The following is a 15,934-nucleotide window of genomic DNA, read 5'->3' on the forward strand; positions in this document are numbered from 1 at the left end:
GCCGTCCACATAGAATGGACTGCGGGGGGTGGTCTTTTTTGTCCCATATGTTTTCCCGAAATTCCTACATCCTTCTGGCGGCGGCCGTCCTGCTGGCCGTCCTCCTGGCCTGGGAGGCCGACGTGGACGAGCGGGGCCGCATGGCCGCCTTCTTCACTGTGCTGGGGGACGCCCTGGCTCTGCTGGCCCTCCAGCCCAGCTGTCCAGCTGCGGAGGACGAGGTCACGCTCTGTCCGGCGTGAGGAAAGCCCGGATCTCGTCCATCCGGTCCACCGCCTGTTGATACCCATCTCCCCACAGCATCCTCAGCTTTTTGGTATCCCGCTCGATGCGGGATACCTTGTGGGTGGACACCGGGGCCAGCACCAGTACCCTGCCCTCCCGCTCCAGCTGGAACAGGCGCTCCCGGCAGGTGTTGTACTGCTCTGCCCGCCGCGCCATAGCCCGGCAGAAGTTGGGATATTCCCGGTAGGTCCGCTCGATCACCGGCTGGAGCTTCTCCGGCCGGCGCACATAGCTCCGGGTCTTGCTCAGCACCACCACCACCCGGTCGCACCCCTGCTGGAAGGCCCGTTCATAGGGGATAGAGTCGGCCACGCCGCCATCCAGATAGGGCTGTCCATTCAGATGGTAGATGGGGAACATCAGAGGCAGGGCGCAGGTGGCCTGGAGCAGCAGGAATTTGTCATCCTCCCGCGGGACTGGCATATACTCCGCCTCCCCCGTGCTCAGGTTGGTCACCACCGCCTCCACCTGACCGGGATAGGCGGCAAAGGTCTGGTAATCAAAGGGGACAAGCTCGTTGGGGATGGTGTCATAGACGAACTCCAGGCCGAAGTAGCTCCTGTTGTGCCGGTCCGCCAGGTTGTTCATCCCCATATACCGCCGGTCCCCGGCGTACCGGGTCACGATCTCCAGGTTGCGGCGGGGCTGGCGGGAGATATAGCTCACCCCATAGGCGATCCCGGCGGACACCCCGATCACGTAGTCCACCATCACGCCGCCGTCCAGCAGGGCGTCGCACACCCCGCTGGAAAAAATCGTCCGGAGAGCTCCGCCCTCCAACACCAATCCAGTCTTCATGATGAAACTTCCTTTCCAGGCCGGTGCCGCGCCCCCGGCGGCATTCCGTGGACATCCATAGTTTTTTTCATTGTATCCCCTTTGCCGCCCCCCGTCAAGGCACCTGTCATTATCTTCCCTCTTTCGGATGGTTTTGACCGCTGAGCCCGGCGCGGCGCGCCAGGTCTTGCCGTCTCACACAGGGGCGTGTCCCATACACGCCCGATCCCGGCGATTTGTTCTGATGGAAGAACATCCCCCTCATTCATCACGGCAGCACTTCGTTCTGCCCGTTCTGTATCTAAATAAGATGATGTGGAGGATCTGCCTCAAAGCTCCTTTTGCACTTCCTTTTGCTGGTTCTCAATATCTTCCATGGGCTTTTCCGGCATGTGGGCCCGCATATTTTTCCTGTTAGCACAGAAAATAAGGGCACATCAACAAAGTAAGGAGGTCATTCCTTTGAATCATTCCCCAGCTTTCCGCAGGATGCTCGCCCCGGTGCTGGCGTTGGCGCTGGTCTGTACCCTGTCCCTGCCCGCCTCCGCCTTCTTCTGGAACAAGAAAACTGATGTCCCCAGCGTTTCCGATTTCTCCAAAAACGGCATGGTGGGGCAGGTCATTTCCTTTTCTGCCGAGGACTTCCCTGTCTCCGGCGGCAGCGGTGGGACCGCGCTGGCCGCCATTACGCTGAAAACTCTGCCCGATATCGGCACAGGGATGCTCACCGTAGGAGGACAGCCCCTGACCGAGGGCGCCCTGGTGGACGCCTCCGCCCTGAGCGGGCTCCAGTTCCAAGCTCTGCCCACCCCCTCTGTCAACGAGACTGCCTTCACCTTCCTTCCCTCCTTTACCACCGGAGAGACCGGTGAGGAGGTGACCGTCACCCTATATCTGCTCACCGAGGCCAACGAGGCCCCCATCGCCCGGAATATGGACCTGTCCACCTATAAAAATGTGGCTATCACCGGCTGGTTCGACGCGGAGGACGGCGAAGGGGACTCCCTCACCTTCCAGCTCACCTCCACCCCCGCCCGGGGGGCCGTGACTGTGGCGGAGGACGGCTCCAGCCAGTTCGTCTATACCCCCTATGAGAACAAGACTGGCAAGGATAGTTTCACCTATGTGGCGGTGGACCCGGCGGGCAACGTATCTCCCGAGGCCAAGGTATCCATCCAGATCGAAAAGCCGGACACCAAGGTGACCTACGCTGATATGGAGGGCAACCCTGCCCACAAGGCCTCCATCCGCCTGGCCGAAGAGGGCATCTTTGTGGGCTCCTATGTCAACGGAAGCTATTTCTTTGACCCAGACCAGCCGGTCAGCCGGGCGGAATTTCTGACCATGGCCATGGCGGCCACCGGCCTGGAACCCCTGGAGGACGTGACCCTCACCGGCTTCTATGACGACGAGGCCATCCCCACCTGGGCCAAGGGCTATGTCTCCTCTGCCCTGAAGGCAGGGGCTATCCAAGGCAGTTTGGACCAGGAGGGCCAGCCCGTCTTCGGCTCCGGTGAGACGGTGACCCGGGGGGAGGCCACGGTGATGCTGGATAACCTCATGGGCATCCTGGACGTGCCCGCGGAGGTCTTTGCCTCTGAGAGCGGCGGCCACTGGGCCGGCCAGGCCGCGGCCAACCTGTCCGCCTCAGGCGTTATCCACGGCGGGGACGACAGCGCCCAGGCCATGGCCGACCCGCTGACCCGGGCCGACGTGGCCGAGCTGCTGGACGGCGCGATGGACGTGATGGCGGATCAGGACGGCAGCATCTGGTTCAGCTGGTCCTGATGCGGAGATCCGAAACAGCTCCACTTTTAAGACAAAACCTCCGGCTGAGCCGGAGGTTTTGTCTGTCTGAGGCATCTTTTGTATGGGATGTCCCTTCCCAGACACATGTCCCGGGAAAAAACAAAATTCCAGATAATCCCCGCTGGAGGGCCTTTTATTCAAGATGCGTCGGAGACTTCCCCTGCGGTCATTTTCCCGTCCTTCTGCCCAAGGCGATGACCAGATCCCCGTCCCTCCAGGAGATCAGAGGGCGGCCCCGGCTTGACTGTGCGGCGGGCCCCTTCTGCCCCTGCGGGAGCCTCTCTTCCCGAAAGGCGGACAGCATCAGCCCCAGCAGCAGCAGATTGACCACCATATACCGCCCGCCGGTGGACAGGAAGGGGAGCACCAGCGGCGCGGCCAGGGGGAATCCCAGATCATAGACCACAAAGCACACTGTCTCCAGGACCAGAGTCGTCAGGGCCGCGGTGGACAGCAGGCGTCCCAGCATCCCCCTCTGCCGCATACAGCGCCGCAGCCCCAGTGCGAAGAGGGCAGTCATCAGGGCCAGAAGGGCCAGCCCAGCGGCCCAGCCCAGCTCGTGGATCACCCGGGCCAGCCAGTAATCCGAAACGCCAGGGAGATAGCCAGCCGCTCCGCTCAGTTCCCCCAGCTCCCCTTTCCCCAGCCATTGGGCGCCGGAGAGCATCTCCCGGACCATCATGGGGAAATATCCCAGCCCCAGGGGGTCCAGCTCCGGGTGGAGGGCGAATCGGACCCGCTCCAACGCATAAGGGCTTTGAGACAGATGCCACAGCGCGGCCCCGTTCAATACCAGGAGCCCAACGGCCACGGCGGCTGCCCCCTTCTTCCGGGGCACCCCCATCCAGCCCTTCCACGCCGCGGTGAGCACCACCGCTGCTCCGCTGAGGCCGGCGATGGCACCGCTGGTGAAATTCGGGATGAGGCAGGGCAGGACCACCGGCGGGACCAGCCCCGCCAGGGCCAGTAGCAGTCCCCGCCAGCCCTTCCCTCGCAGGCCATAGACCAGCAGGGCGTAGAGCACCGGCCCCAGCAGGAGATAGCTAATCGCATCCAACTTGACGCCCTGGGCCTTGACTTCACTCGTCACCGTCAGGAGGACCAGGCCGGTCATGCCCAGCCCATAGAGAAGGACCGGACGCCGTCCCAGCAGGGTATAGTCCCCCAGGTACACCGCCGCCATAGCGGCGCCCCCCAGGAGGATGCTTACGATCACGGTAGGCATATAGGGCTGAACTCTGCCTAGCTGCTGCATCACGGTGGCCTGGATGAAAAATCCGGAGCACAGCAGCAGCCCAACCAGGGCCAGCATGCCCCACTGGGGCGCAGGCCGGTGCACCCGGTCCAGCTGGGTACCCACCTCCACCGGGTCCCCCATCTGCCGCAGGCTCTCCGCCTCCGCCTCCGTCTGGCTCATCCCCTGGGCCAGGCAGGCGTCCCGCTGGTCCAGCAGGTGGGTGCGCAGCTCCTGGGCCAGAGCGGGCCGGGCGCGCCTCCAGCGCACCTGCTCCATGGCCTGATCCAGGTAATCCGCAAAAAAGTCATCCAAAACAGACGCCCCCCTCCAGCACCCGGGACACCGCCCGGGTGTAGCGGTCCCACTCCGCCCGCTTCTCCTTCAGCTCCCGCCCTCCCTTTTCTGTTAAGTGATAATACTTTCGGGTTCTTCCGCCCCCCTCCCCCTGATAGGAGGTGATCCACCCCTTCTCCTCCAGCCCATGAAGCAAAGGGTAAAGTGTTCCTGCTTTCAAGTCAAACGTATGGTCTGAGCGGCGGCGGAGCTCCTCGATCATCTGATAGCCGTACCGGTCTCTCTCCTCCAGCAACCGGAGGAGCAGCATCGCTGTGCTCCCGGCCATCCATCCTTTATCGATGCCCATAGATAGGCCTCCTATATATCGGATATCTATATATTAAAGGCGGTCCCATCCTTTTGTCAAGGACAATTTTTTCAGGCCGACTTCGGCTGCCCCGCTCTCTTCCGCCTGGGGGCTCCGTAATAGTAGCGGAAAAACCGCTCCCGAAGCAGCTCCAGGGCGCACCGATAGAGCTTTTCCGCCTCCTCATCCTCCAGCTTCAGCTGTCTGGCTGTCTCTGCCTCAGGCCGTGCCTTTGCCACCCTCAGCGTCAAAATGACCTCATCGTTGACTGGAAGATCCGCCATAGCCAAGTGGAGGGCCTCCAGTTTCTCCTGATGGATCACCCACCTCAGCGGGTCGCCGCCGAAGTGGGGCTCATCCGGTGGCGGCTCATGCCACCATGCACTCTGATCCTTCCGCACTTCCTCCCAGATCCGATCTCGGCGTGCCCTCTTCCTGTGGTGGTTCCGAAGGACATTCTTCGCGAACCCATAGACCCAGGTGGTGAACAGAGCTCTTCCCCCCTGAAACCGGTCCAGCCTTGCCAGGCATTTCTCCACCGCATCGGATGCGATGTCCTCCAACTCCTCTTTCACACCGTCCCCATAGCACCGCCGTGCGTGCCGGAAGAAACAGCGGCGCAAATATTCCTCTGCCAGCGCACCCAACTCCTCCCGGGCGTGCTCGTCTCCTCGCAGGGCAGCCTGGACCAGGGCGGCCTGCCGGGCCCGCTCCAAACTCATATGCGGCTCTCCTCCCCATGTCTCTCACTCATTCCAGCCCCTCCCCTGCCACAGAGCCATCCGGAGATACCAGAGCTGATCCAGATAGTCCCGCCACCCCCAGGGCCGCCCCCGCTCCATCATGGCTCTTCGCCGCCGGAGGGAGGGGTGGAACTCCACTCTGAGATAGCGCCGGTAACCTTGGTACAGCACATTTTCCCCTCTCAGCCGCGCCTGCCGCTTCTCCTCCGCCTGGAGCAGCCGCGCGATCTCCCAGAACTGCATCCACTCCTCCCCGGACGCCCCGCTCAGGCGCAGGCCGGTCCGGTCCGCCCGCAGCTCACACATCTGTCCCCAGAACCGGCGGTCCGTCAGGATCTTCCCAAAGAGCAGGTCTGCCCCCAGATAGAGGACCAGCAGGAGAGCGGGCAGTGGGGCAGCCGCCGGCAGGAGCAGGACCGATCCCGCCAGCAGCAGGAAGAGGCCTCCGCTGACCAGTGCCGCCTTTCGTGCCCGCCGCTCCAGCTGGAGGGCATCCCGGTGGGCGATGTGGCTCAGCTCATGGCCCAGGATGGAAAGCACTGTCCGGTCCATCTGCTCCAGGTTTCCCGTCCGCCGGAAGAGGAGCTCAGCCTGCTTCAGCAGTCCCCCGGTCACCCGCAGCTCGGGCACCTGGCCTGGGGAGAGGCGGGCGCTGGCGTTGACCGTCCCCTCCTGGGTCTCCGTTACCAGCAGGGCCGGGATCTTCATCGCCCGGCAGAAGTCCTCCAGCGCCTCCTGATACCGCTCCAGGCTGCTCCCTTGGATGGTCACGCCCGGCTCTGCTGCTGCGCTCCTCCCCTTTTTCTTCCGCCAGGGCTGTTCTGAGAGCAGCCACAGCAGGGCCAGCAGAACCAGGGCCGCCGCCTCTCCCACCGGACCGGCGGCGGCCAGACTGTGGCTCAGCCCCCAGACGGTTCCAAAAACGGCCGCCGCAGCCAGCAGGAGCAAGACAAGGAGCCCTCTCTTTTTCTGGTCCCACTCCACCGGCCGCGTGTGCTCTTTCAGAAACCCAGGTCGGGAACGCAGGCCCTCCAGCTCCCCCTGCATCCAGCTTAGCTCCTCTACGGTCCTCTGGGTCCCCGCCTTGAAGCAGCCGCCTGCCAGCCCCGCCAGCACACAGCAGCCCATCGCCAGCTGGCCGGCCCCCTCCGGAAACATGCTCCAGGCCAGCACTGGGGCCAGCGCCCCACCCAGGGTGAGGTATAGCAGAGGCGGGAGCAGGCGCAGGGCGATCCTGCGCCAGGCCTGGCGGAAGCGCTCTGTCTCCTCCCCCTCTGTCCAGCGGCGGCGGACCAGCAGCAGCTCCCCCAGCACCTGCCGTTCCCCGCTCCACACGGTTCGGGCGGTGCGGAGCAGGGCGGGCAGGTCTACCTCGCGGCAGATGACCCACCGGCACCAGGCTGCCGCCATCCCCAGCTCCAGCAGATAAAAACACAGCAGATGTCCCATCTCTCTCTTTTCCTCCGCAAAAATGCGCGCGCCCCCCTCTGCGTCAGAAGGAGACGCGCGCTCCTGTTTTTCTGTGCAGCCCCGGGCCGTCACTCCACCGTGACGCTTTTCGCCAGATTCCGGGGCTTGTCGATGTCACAGCCCCGCATCAGGGCCACATAGTAGGCGAACAGCTGCATGGGCACCACCTCCAGGGAGGGGAGGAACATGGGGTGGGTGTCCGGGATCTGGATGGCGCTGTCCACGCTCTTGGCCAGCTCCGCCCCATGGCTGCGTGTGGTGATGCCAACCACGTCCGCCCCCCGGGCCTTTACCTCCTTCACATTGCTCATCAGCTTGTCAAACAGGTCCCCCCAACTGGCCAGGGCCACTACCAGGGTGCCGTCCTCGATGAGGGAGATGGTGCCGTGCTTCAGCTCCCCGGCGGCGTAGGCCTCCGAGTGGATGTAGGAGATCTCCTTCAGCTTCAAAGAGCCCTCCAGCCCCACCGCATAGTCGATGTTCCGCCCGATGTAGAACACGGAGTCGTGGTTGAAGTAGATAGAGGCGTAGTACTGGATCTTTTCTGTGTCGGACAGGATCTCCTCCACCTTGGCGGGGAGCTGCCTCAGCTGGGCTACCATGCCGGCGTACTCCTCCTCCCCCACTGTGCCCAGCAGATGGGCGAAACGCAGGCCCAGCAGATAGATGACCGCCAGCTGGGTGGAGTATGCCTTTGTGGTGGCTACGGCGATCTCTGGCCCGGCCCAGGTGTAGATCACGTCGTCCGACTCCCGGGCAATGGTGGACCCCACCACATTGACGATGGACAGCAGCCGGGCTCCCAGCCTCCGGGCCTCCCGCATGGCGGCCAGGGTATCGATAGTCTCGCCGGACTGGCTGATGACGACGGCCAGGGTGCGCCGGGTGACGATGGGGTCACAGTAGCGGAACTCTGAGGCCAGTGTCACCTCCACCGGGATGCGCAGCAGCCGCTCCAGGGTGTATTTGGCCGCAACCCCCACATGGTAGGAGGAGCCGCAGGCGATGACGTACAGCCGGTCCAGCCTCTCCAGCTCCTCCCGGGTGAGGGAGACCTCGTCCAGCACCACTTCCCCGTCCCGCAGGCGGGGGAAAATGGTGTCCCGCAGGGCCTTGGGCTGCTCCATGATCTCCTTGAACATAAAGTGCTCATAGCCCCCCTTTTCCGCGGCAGAGATCTCCCAATCTACATGGGAGATCTCCTTCTCCACCGGCTGGAGCAGGGAGTTGTACACCTGGGCCCCATGGGCGGTAAGCACCGCCACTTCCCCATCCTCCAGATAGCACACCTCCCGGGTGTGCTGGATGACGGCGGTGACATCAGAGGCCAGCATGTGGAAGTTCGCCCCGTATCCCAAGATCAGGGGCGAGTCCTTCCGCACTGCCACCAGCCGGTCTGGCTCGTCGGCGCAGACGATGCCCAGGGCATAAGCCCCCTCGATGCGGTGGAGAACCTTGCCCACCGCGTCCAGCAGGTCGCCTTCATAGTAGTAGTCCAGCAGCTGGGCCACCACCTCCGTATCTGTCTCCGAGACGAAGGCTATCCCCTTGGACTCCAAAAACTCCTTCAGCCGGGCATAGTTCTCGATGATCCCGTTGTGGACCACAGCGATCCGGCCGGACTGGCTCACCTGGGGGTGGGAGTTGACGTCGTTGGGCGCCCCGTGGGTAGCCCAGCGGGTATGCCCCAGCCCCATGTGTCCGGTCAGCTTCTGCCCCTGACCGGTGAGGTCGGCCAGCACTTGGAGCCGCCCCTTGGCCTTGGCCACCTGGAGCCCCTGCTCTGGGTCCAGCACCGCCAGCCCCGCGGAGTCATACCCCCGGTACTCCAGGCGGCGCAGCCCCTCCAGCAGGATGGGGGCCGCCTCTTCCGTTCCAATATATCCTACGATACCACACATTGCAATGATGATCCTCCTGAATTGAAATGGAGGACAAACTCGCAGCCATTTGCACCTCGTTCCCCGGTCACGGCCCCTCTGTTTTGCGGTCGCCCGCATATTTCGAGCCATGTCACGCGCCCGGAGCGGCGCGGAAGGGCATCCGCCGAACCGGAGCGCCCCCTGTGCCGGCGGCGCTCCCCCTCGATACTCCCTTCCCCTCGTCGTCCCTCCCCGGGCGTTCTGCCGGGAAGGGCGCTGGCGCTTATGATGGGCCAGAGCCCATAGTCCTCCTTTCTCTCTGCGAAGCTGGTATATCAAGGCCACCGCCAGGGGCGGCGGGCCCTCATATCTCATATCACGGCCGTTTCTCGTCGTACCAGTCCAGGGCCCGCCGCTCCAGCGCCCGGACAAAGGAGTCCTTTCCGTCGCAGTAACCCTCAATGTCCTCCGGGTACTGTCCGGCCAGCCACCGCTTCAGCGCCCCATAGGCCTCCCGCTCCGCCGGGCAGGCCCGCAGATAGTCCCGCACCGCCAGATGCCGGAGGATATTCTTCCGGTCGCCCGCCTGAAAGACGTGGAGCTGGTGGGTCCGATGGTCCCCGCCCTTGCGGAAATACCGCCTGCCCGGGATGCCGAACTCCCCCATGCACTGGTAGCCCAGGGCCTCCAGCTCCGGGTCCAGCCGGTCCACCGCCTCCAGGCTGGTGACCACCGGCATGAGGTCCAGGATGGGCTTGGCCCACAGTCCCTCCACCGCCGTGCTGCCGATGTGGTGCAGCTCCACCAGCAGCGGCCCGAAGACTGGCATCAGCAGGGCCCGCTCCCGGCGATAGCCCTCCGCCCAGGCCGGGTCCGGCGGAACCACCCGCACGTGCTGCGGCATGCTCACCCCTCCTCCGGTACCAGGCGGCGGATCACCCGGCAGGGGTTGCCCGCCGCCAGCACCCCGGGCGGCACGTCCCTGGTGACCACGCTGCCCGCGCCGATCACCGAGCCGGAGCCGATGGTCACCCCGGGCAGTACCACCACGTTTCCTCCGAACCACACGTCACTGCCCACGGTGATGGGCCTGGCGTACTCCAGCCCGGCATTCCGGGTAGGGGCGTCCAGGGGGTGGCCTGCGGTATAGAAGCCGCAGTTGGGGGCAATGAATACGTTGTCCCCGAAGGTGACGGATGCGCAGTCCAGGATGACACAATTGTAGTTGACATAAAAATTGTCCCCAGCGGTGATGTTGCTGCCATAGTCACACCAGAAGACAGGATTGACGGTGCTGTTCTCCCCCACCGAGGCGAACAGCCTGCGGATGATCTCCTCTTGCGCCTCCCGTTCCTCCGGCGGCGTCTGGTTCAGCCTGCCGCACAGGGTACGGGCCCGGATGCGGGCCGCGGCCAGCTCCGGGTCCTCTGAAGCATATAGTGCGCCGGACAGCATCTTTTCCCGCTCAGTCATGGCTTCTCCTCCTGTCTCCCTCCTGCTTCATAGCTCGGGTGGGACGCTTTATTATACGAGACCGGTGGCCTGGAGTAAATACCCTCTGCCATTGAAAATCTTTTTCTTTTTCCGCCGTTCTGAAAAGGCAGATTTCTTTGAACGGAAAGAGCCCCAGCGCCGTCAGACGCCGGGGCTCTGTATGCATCAGTATCTCTGCTGGTCCTTACACCTCGAACATCAAGTCGCCGTAGGTGGGCACCGGCCAGATGGACTTATCCACCAGCAGTTCCATCTCATCCACCGGCTTGCGCAGCGCGGCCATGGCGGGGACGATCTGGTCGTGGTAGGCCAGGGCCATCTCCTTCACATCCTCCATGGCGTCCACCTGCTCCACCAGCTCGGTCAGGCTGTTCAGGGCCTTGGTGGCGGCGGTGAGGCGCAGGCTCACCTTCTCCAGCAGCTCCCGCTGCACCGTCAGGTCGGCCTGGGGACAGGCGGCGGTGACGGCGGTGATGGATTCGGCCAGCCGGGTGGTATAGGTGATGGCTGCAGGGACATAGTGCTTGCCTGCCATGTGGGTCATGGTCTTGGCTTCGATCTTCAGCACCTTGGCATAGGTCTCATACATGATCTCTGCCCGGGCCTCCAGCTCCGCCTTGGTGTAGATGCCGAACTTGGTGAACAGAGCCTCCGCCTTGGGGGTGAGCAGAGCGGGCACCGCGTCCACCATGGAGCGCAGGTTGGGCAGGCCCCGACGTTCCGCCTCCTCTACCCACTCGTCGGAGTAGCCGTTGCCGTTGAATACGATGCGCTGATGCTCCGTCATCATATCGTGAATAAGCTTGGTGCAGGCGGAGTCAAAGTCCGCCGCCTTTTCCAGCTCGTCTGCCGCCTCACAGAAGGACTCCGCCACGATGGCGTTCAGGGTGGTGTTGGCGTCGGCGATGGAGTCGGAGGAGCCCACCATGCGGAACTCGAACTTGTTGCCCGTGAAGGCAAAGGGGGAGGTGCGGTTGCGGTCGGTGGCATCCTTCTTGATGACGGGAACCGTGGACACACCGGTATCCAGTCCGCTGGAGGTGAGCAGCTTGATGGAGTCCGCGTTGGAGACGATCTGGCTCACCACATCGTCCAGCTGATCCCCCAAAAAGATGGAGATGATAGCGGGAGGGGCCTCCTGGGCACCCAGACGGTGCTCATTGCCTACGCAGGAGGCGGACTGGCGCAGCAGGTCGGCATGGCGGTCCACCGCTCTCATGATGCAGGAGAGCACCAGCAGGAACTGCATGTTCTCATTGGGGGTGTCCCCGGGGTCCAGCAGGTTCTCCCCGGTATCTGTGCCGATGGACCAGTTGTTGTGCTTACCCGAGCCGTTGACGCCGGCGTAGGGCTTCTCATGGAGCAGACAGACCAGACCGTGGCGGGTCGCCACCCGCTTCATGGTCTCCATGGCCAGCTGGTTCTGATCCACCGCTAAGTTGCACATAGAATAGATGGGGGCCATCTCATGCTGGGCGGGGGCCACCTCGTTGTGCTGGGTGGTGGCCGGGATGCCCAGCTTCCACAGCTCCACGTTCAGGTCCTTCATAAAGGCGCCCACCCGCTCCCGTATGACGCCGAAGTACTGGTCATCCAGCTCCTGCCCTTTGGGGGCAGGGGCACCGAACAGGGTCCGCCCGGTGTAGATCAGGTCCCGACGCTTCAGGTACTTCTCCCGGTCCACCAGGAAATACTCCTGCTCCGGCCCTACGGAGGGGGTCACCTTGTGGGCCTCGGTGTTTCCGAACAGCCGCAGGATGCGCAGGGCCTGGGTGTTGATGGCCTCCATGGAGCGCAGCAGGGGAGTCTTTTTGTCCAGTGCCTCGCCGGTGTAGGAGACAAAGATGGTGGGGATGCACAGGATGGTGCCGCAGGACATCTCCTTCACAAAGGCGGGGGATGTCATGTCCCAGGCGGTGTAGCCCCGGGCGTAGTGGGTGGACCGCAGGCCCCCGGAGGGGAAGGAGGAGGCGTCCGGCTCCCCCTGGATCAGCTGCTTGCCCGACAGCTGGAGCAGGGTCTTGCCCTCCACCGGGGCGGTGAGGAAGGAGTCGTGCTTCTCCGCAGTGATGCCGGTAAGGGGCTGGAACCAATGAGTATAGTGGGTAGCCCCTTTCTCCAGCGCCCAATTCTTCATGGCGTTGGCCACCACATCGGCGGTGCTCATGCTGATGCTGCCGCCATTCTCCATCACATTGGTCACTTCGGCAAACACCTTTTTGGGCAGGCGCTCCCGCATGACGGAGACGCTGAACACATTTGTGCCAAACAGCTCGGTGATCGCAGTACTCATTTCCAGTCAACCCTTTCCATTTCCGTAATTCCAAGCCGCTCCTGATCTCCCAGCCGCAAAAACAAAAAAGACAAAGACATCCTATCAAGACGTCTTTGTCTTCATTCGTTCCCAAACGGACCGGCGGACCGGACTGCTTTCTGGTTGACAGCATACTCCTTTCCGGAAGTTTTTGCAAGTGTTTTTTTCATTTCCACCATAACGCCCATTTTTTTGGGGCCCTCTGGGGCAGGAGTTGCGAAAACGCACAAATCCCTCTCCCGTGAGATGGCGCCGGCAGGTTCCCGGAGACCGGGTGGCCGCGCGGGGCCGCCTTTGCCCGCAAAGTGCCCCAAGGAAGTCCGCCACATCCATTTGCCGGCCCGCCGCGCAGGGCGCGGCGGGCTCGGTACTCGTCCTCTCCAGCACTCCCATTCGGAAAAGTCTTGACAGCCGCCCCCCTTCAGTGCAATACTGTTTTATCCAAACATTTTCCGTCCCTGGGGCGGTGAGAAAGGGGCAGACACACCATGAGCTATACTAAGGAAGACATTATCCGCATCGTGAAGGAGGAGGACATCGAATTCATTCGGATGCAGTTTGTGGACATCTTCGGACAGCTGAAGAATGTGGCCATCACCGCCTCCCAAATTGAAAAGGCGGTGAACAACCAGATCACCTTTGACGGCTCCTCCATCGAGGGCTACACCCGCATCAATGAGTCCGATCAGTACCTCTACCCCGATCTGAACAGCTTTGCCATCTTCCCCTGGCGGCCCGCCCAGGGCAAGGTGGCCCGGCTGATCTGCGACGTGTATAACCCTGACGGAACCCCCTTTGTGGGCGACCCCCGCGGGGTGCTCCGCCGGGTGCTCCAGCGCAGCCGGGACATGGGCTTTGATGCCTTCAACATCGGGCCGGAGCTGGAGTTCTTCCTCTTTGAGACTGACGACCAGGGCCACGCCACCACCCTCACCCGGGACGAGGCGGGCTACTTCGATCTGGGCCCCCTGGACCACGGTGAGAGCACCCGCCGGGAGATCTGCCTGAATCTGGAGCAGATGGGCTTTGAGATCGAGGCCAGCCACCATGAGTGCGCCCGGGGCCAGCATGAGATCGACTTCAAGTACGATGAAGCCCTGGACTGTGCGGACAAGATCATGACCTTCAAGCTGGCGGTGAAGAGCCTTGCCCAAAAGAACGGACTCCACGCCACCTTCATGCCCAAGCCTCTGTTCGGGCTGGCAGGCTCCGGCATGCACATCAACATGTCCCTGTTCCGGGACGGAAAAAATATCTTTTTTGACGAGAAGGGGGAAAAACAGCTCTCCTCCCTGGCCTACTCCTTTATTGCCGGCCTTTTGGAGCATGTGAAGGGCTTCACCGCTCTCACCAACCCCCTGGTCAACTCTTACAAGCGGCTGGTCCCCGGCTACGAGGCTCCCTGCTACTGCGCCTGGTCCGCCTCCAACCGCTCCGCCCTCATCCGCATCCCCGCCGCCCGGGGCCAGTCCACCCGGGTGGAGCTGCGCAGCCCTGACCCCTCCTGCAACCCCTATCTGGCGGTGGCCGCCTGCCTGGCCGCCGGCCTGGACGGCATCCAGCGGGGCCTCACCCCTCCCCCTGAGATCACCGGCAACATCTATGAGATGGACGACAGCACCCGGGCCGCCAGCGGCATCCAGGCCCTGCCCTCCTCCCTGGAGGAGGCCCTGCGGGAGATGGAGGCCGACCCCGTCATCATGGACGTGCTGGGCGGCCATGTGGCCTCTCACTACATCCACGGCAAGATGAAGGAGTGGAACGAGTACTGCATCCGGGTGTCCAACTGGGAACTGGAGAAGTATCTGGTCACCTACTGAGCCCCGTCCCCCCGCTGAAAGGAGTGAAGCCCCCCCATTGGATACGGTCATCGTCGCCTTTGAGAGTGACTCCCTCTGCCGCAAATTCCGGGATCTGCTGGAGGGCTCCGGCTCCGCCGCCTGCCTCATCTGCCACTCGGGCAGCCAGGTTCGCCGCGCCGCCGCCGCCCAGCCCATCTACTGCGTGGTCTGCGGCACTCGTCTGTCCGACGGCCCGGCGGAGTGGCTGTGCGGGGATCTGCCCCCCTTCTGCTCCCTGCTGATGGTGGGGCCCGCCCACCAGCTGGCCCTGTGTTCTGACCCGGACATATTCAAGCTGCCGACCCCCATCCGCCGTGAGGAGGCCCTTTCCACCGTCTCCCTGCTGCTCCAGTTCGGACACCGGATGGAGCGCTATACCCGCCACCGCCGCTCCCCCTTAGAGCAGGATCTCATCGCTCGTGCCAAGGCCCTGCTCATGGAGCGGGACGGGCTCACCGAGGAACAGGCCCACCGGACCCTCCAGAAGCGGAGTATGGACCAGGGCCTCACACTGGTCCAGACCGCCCGGCGGACCCTCGCCCAGGGCGGAGGCTGAGCTGCGGCATATTCCCGCCTGCCGGCGCATATCCATCCTCCAGACCGGGCGCGCCCGCCGCGCCCCGAAAAGGAGTGATGGCATGCGCTTCACCAAAATGGAGGGGCTGGGAAACGACTACATCTACCTCAACTGCCTCTCCCGCCGTCCCCCCGACCCCGCCGGGCTGGCGGTCCGGCTCTCCGACCGCCACTTTGGTGTGGGGGCGGATGGCTTGATCTGCGTCTGCCCCGGCCGGCGGGGGGACTTTGCCATGGAGATGTACAACGCCGATGGCTCGCGGGGAAAGATGTGCGGCAACGGCATCCGCTGCCTGGGCAAGTATGTGTACGACAAGGGGCTCACCCGCCGCACCAGCCTCCAGGTGGACACCGACTCCGGCCTGCGTGCCCTCCGGCTCCTCCCCGGCCCCGCCGGCATCGGACAGGTGGAGGTGGACATGGGGGAGCCCTCCGTCTTTCCCCAGATCTCCATCCCTCTGATGGAGCTCACCTACTCCGTCATGCCCGTCTCTATGGGCAACCCCCACTGCATCCTCTTCTGCCCCCACCCGGAGGAGATCGCCCTGGACGTGCTGGGCCCTGCCCTGGAGCGCCACCCCGTCTTTCCCGACCGGACCAACGTGGAATTTGTGGCCGTGGAGGGGGATCAGCTGCGGCTGCGGGTGTGGGAGCGGGGCAGCGGCGAGACTCTGGCCTGCGGCACCGGCGCCTGCGCCGCCCTGGCTGCCGCCCACTTCCTGGGACTGTGCCCCCCAGAGGTCACCGCCCTTCTCCCCGGAGGCTCCCTGGTCCTGTCTCTGGACACAGCCAGCGGGCACATCCGCATGACCGGCCCCGCCGTCACCGTGTTCGAGGGGGAGTGGCCCGGAGGTTAGGATTGACAGCGGGGCAAAATTCCGCC

Annotated in this window: 14 protein-coding genes; 5 read left to right on the forward strand and 9 right to left on the reverse strand. The window is 63.7% G+C overall.

Annotation, left to right across the window (positions count from 1 at the left end; all coding sequences use genetic code 11):
* The first annotated feature begins 38 nt into the window (after positions 1–38).
* Entirely contained in the window at positions 39–242 is a 204-nt protein-coding gene (locus NE584_RS04375; RefSeq protein WP_256181941.1) for a hypothetical protein, read from the forward strand.
* Here NE584_RS04375 and NE584_RS04380 read toward each other — a convergent pair.
* Positions 223–1,083 (reverse strand): patatin family protein, encoded by an 861-nt coding sequence (locus NE584_RS04380; protein ID WP_108981162.1) that lies wholly within the window; start codon positions 1,081–1,083, stop codon positions 223–225. The two genes, NE584_RS04375 and NE584_RS04380, sit on opposite strands and share 20 nt — an antisense overlap.
* 441 nt (positions 1,084–1,524) lie before the next feature.
* Here NE584_RS04380 and NE584_RS04385 point away from each other — a divergent pair, with 441 nt between their 5' ends.
* On the forward strand, positions 1,525–2,850 hold the full coding sequence (locus NE584_RS04385; protein WP_256181942.1) for an Ig-like domain-containing protein: 1,326 nt from the start codon (positions 1,525–1,527) through the stop codon (positions 2,848–2,850).
* A gap of 187 nt (positions 2,851–3,037) precedes the next feature.
* Here the strand turns inward: NE584_RS04385 and NE584_RS04390 are convergent, their stop codons facing one another.
* The 8 genes from NE584_RS04390 to NE584_RS04425 form a co-directional block, all read right to left on the reverse strand.
* Positions 3,038–4,420, reverse strand: a complete 1,383-nt coding sequence (locus tag NE584_RS04390; protein ID WP_256181943.1) for a permease prefix domain 1-containing protein — start codon at positions 4,418–4,420, stop codon at positions 3,038–3,040.
* Complete coding sequence (locus NE584_RS04395; RefSeq protein WP_108981160.1) at positions 4,413–4,751, reverse strand: PadR family transcriptional regulator; 339 nt, start codon at positions 4,749–4,751, stop codon at positions 4,413–4,415. Before NE584_RS04395 ends, NE584_RS04390 begins: the two co-directional genes overlap by 8 nt.
* A gap of 71 nt (positions 4,752–4,822) precedes the next feature.
* Positions 4,823–5,473: an RNA polymerase sigma factor gene (locus tag NE584_RS04400; protein WP_256181945.1), complete on the reverse strand. Its 651-nt coding sequence runs from the start codon at positions 5,471–5,473 to the stop codon at positions 4,823–4,825.
* A 24-nt stretch (positions 5,474–5,497) separates the two neighbouring features.
* A complete protein-coding gene (locus NE584_RS04405; protein ID WP_256181947.1) occupies positions 5,498–6,943 on the reverse strand; it encodes a M48 family metalloprotease in 1,446 nt (481 codons plus the stop codon).
* Positions 6,944–7,032: 89 nt separating this feature from the next.
* Positions 7,033–8,865 carry a glutamine--fructose-6-phosphate transaminase (isomerizing) gene (gene glmS, locus NE584_RS04410; protein WP_256181949.1) on the reverse strand — a complete coding sequence of 611 codons (1,833 nt, stop codon included), beginning with the start codon at positions 8,863–8,865 and terminating at the stop codon, positions 7,033–7,035.
* Positions 8,866–9,202: 337 nt separating this feature from the next.
* On the reverse strand, positions 9,203–9,730 hold the full coding sequence (locus NE584_RS04415) for a GrpB family protein (RefSeq protein ID WP_256181950.1): 528 nt from the start codon (positions 9,728–9,730) through the stop codon (positions 9,203–9,205).
* 2 nt (positions 9,731–9,732) lie between these two features.
* The gene (locus NE584_RS04420) at positions 9,733–10,299 is read right to left on the reverse strand and encodes a sugar O-acetyltransferase (protein WP_256181952.1); all 567 of its coding nucleotides are present in this window, start codon (positions 10,297–10,299) and stop codon (positions 9,733–9,735) included.
* A 205-nt stretch (positions 10,300–10,504) separates the two neighbouring features.
* Positions 10,505–12,613, reverse strand: a complete 2,109-nt coding sequence (locus NE584_RS04425; RefSeq protein WP_050624961.1) for a glutamine synthetase III — start codon at positions 12,611–12,613, stop codon at positions 10,505–10,507.
* A 509-nt stretch (positions 12,614–13,122) separates the two neighbouring features.
* On the opposite strand from NE584_RS04425, the gene glnA reads away from it, so the two are divergent.
* The 3 genes from glnA to dapF all read left to right on the forward strand — a co-directional run bounded on the left by glnA (position 13,123) and on the right by dapF (position 15,908).
* Entirely contained in the window at positions 13,123–14,454 is a 1,332-nt protein-coding gene (glnA, locus tag NE584_RS04430; RefSeq protein ID WP_050624962.1) for a type I glutamate--ammonia ligase, read from the forward strand.
* Positions 14,455–14,491: 37 nt separating this feature from the next.
* Positions 14,492–15,031 carry an ANTAR domain-containing response regulator gene (locus NE584_RS04435; protein ID WP_050624963.1) on the forward strand — a complete coding sequence of 180 codons (540 nt, stop codon included), beginning with the start codon at positions 14,492–14,494 and terminating at the stop codon, positions 15,029–15,031.
* Positions 15,032–15,113: 82 nt separating this feature from the next.
* A complete protein-coding gene (gene dapF / locus NE584_RS04440) occupies positions 15,114–15,908 on the forward strand; it encodes a diaminopimelate epimerase (RefSeq protein ID WP_256181955.1) in 795 nt (264 codons plus the stop codon).
* The last annotated feature ends 26 nt before the right edge of the window (positions 15,909–15,934 follow it).

Source organism: Clostridium sp. DFI.5.61 (assembly GCF_024462915.1).
In the GTDB taxonomy this organism is placed as follows: domain Bacteria; phylum Bacillota; class Clostridia; order Oscillospirales; family Oscillospiraceae; genus Lawsonibacter; species Lawsonibacter asaccharolyticus.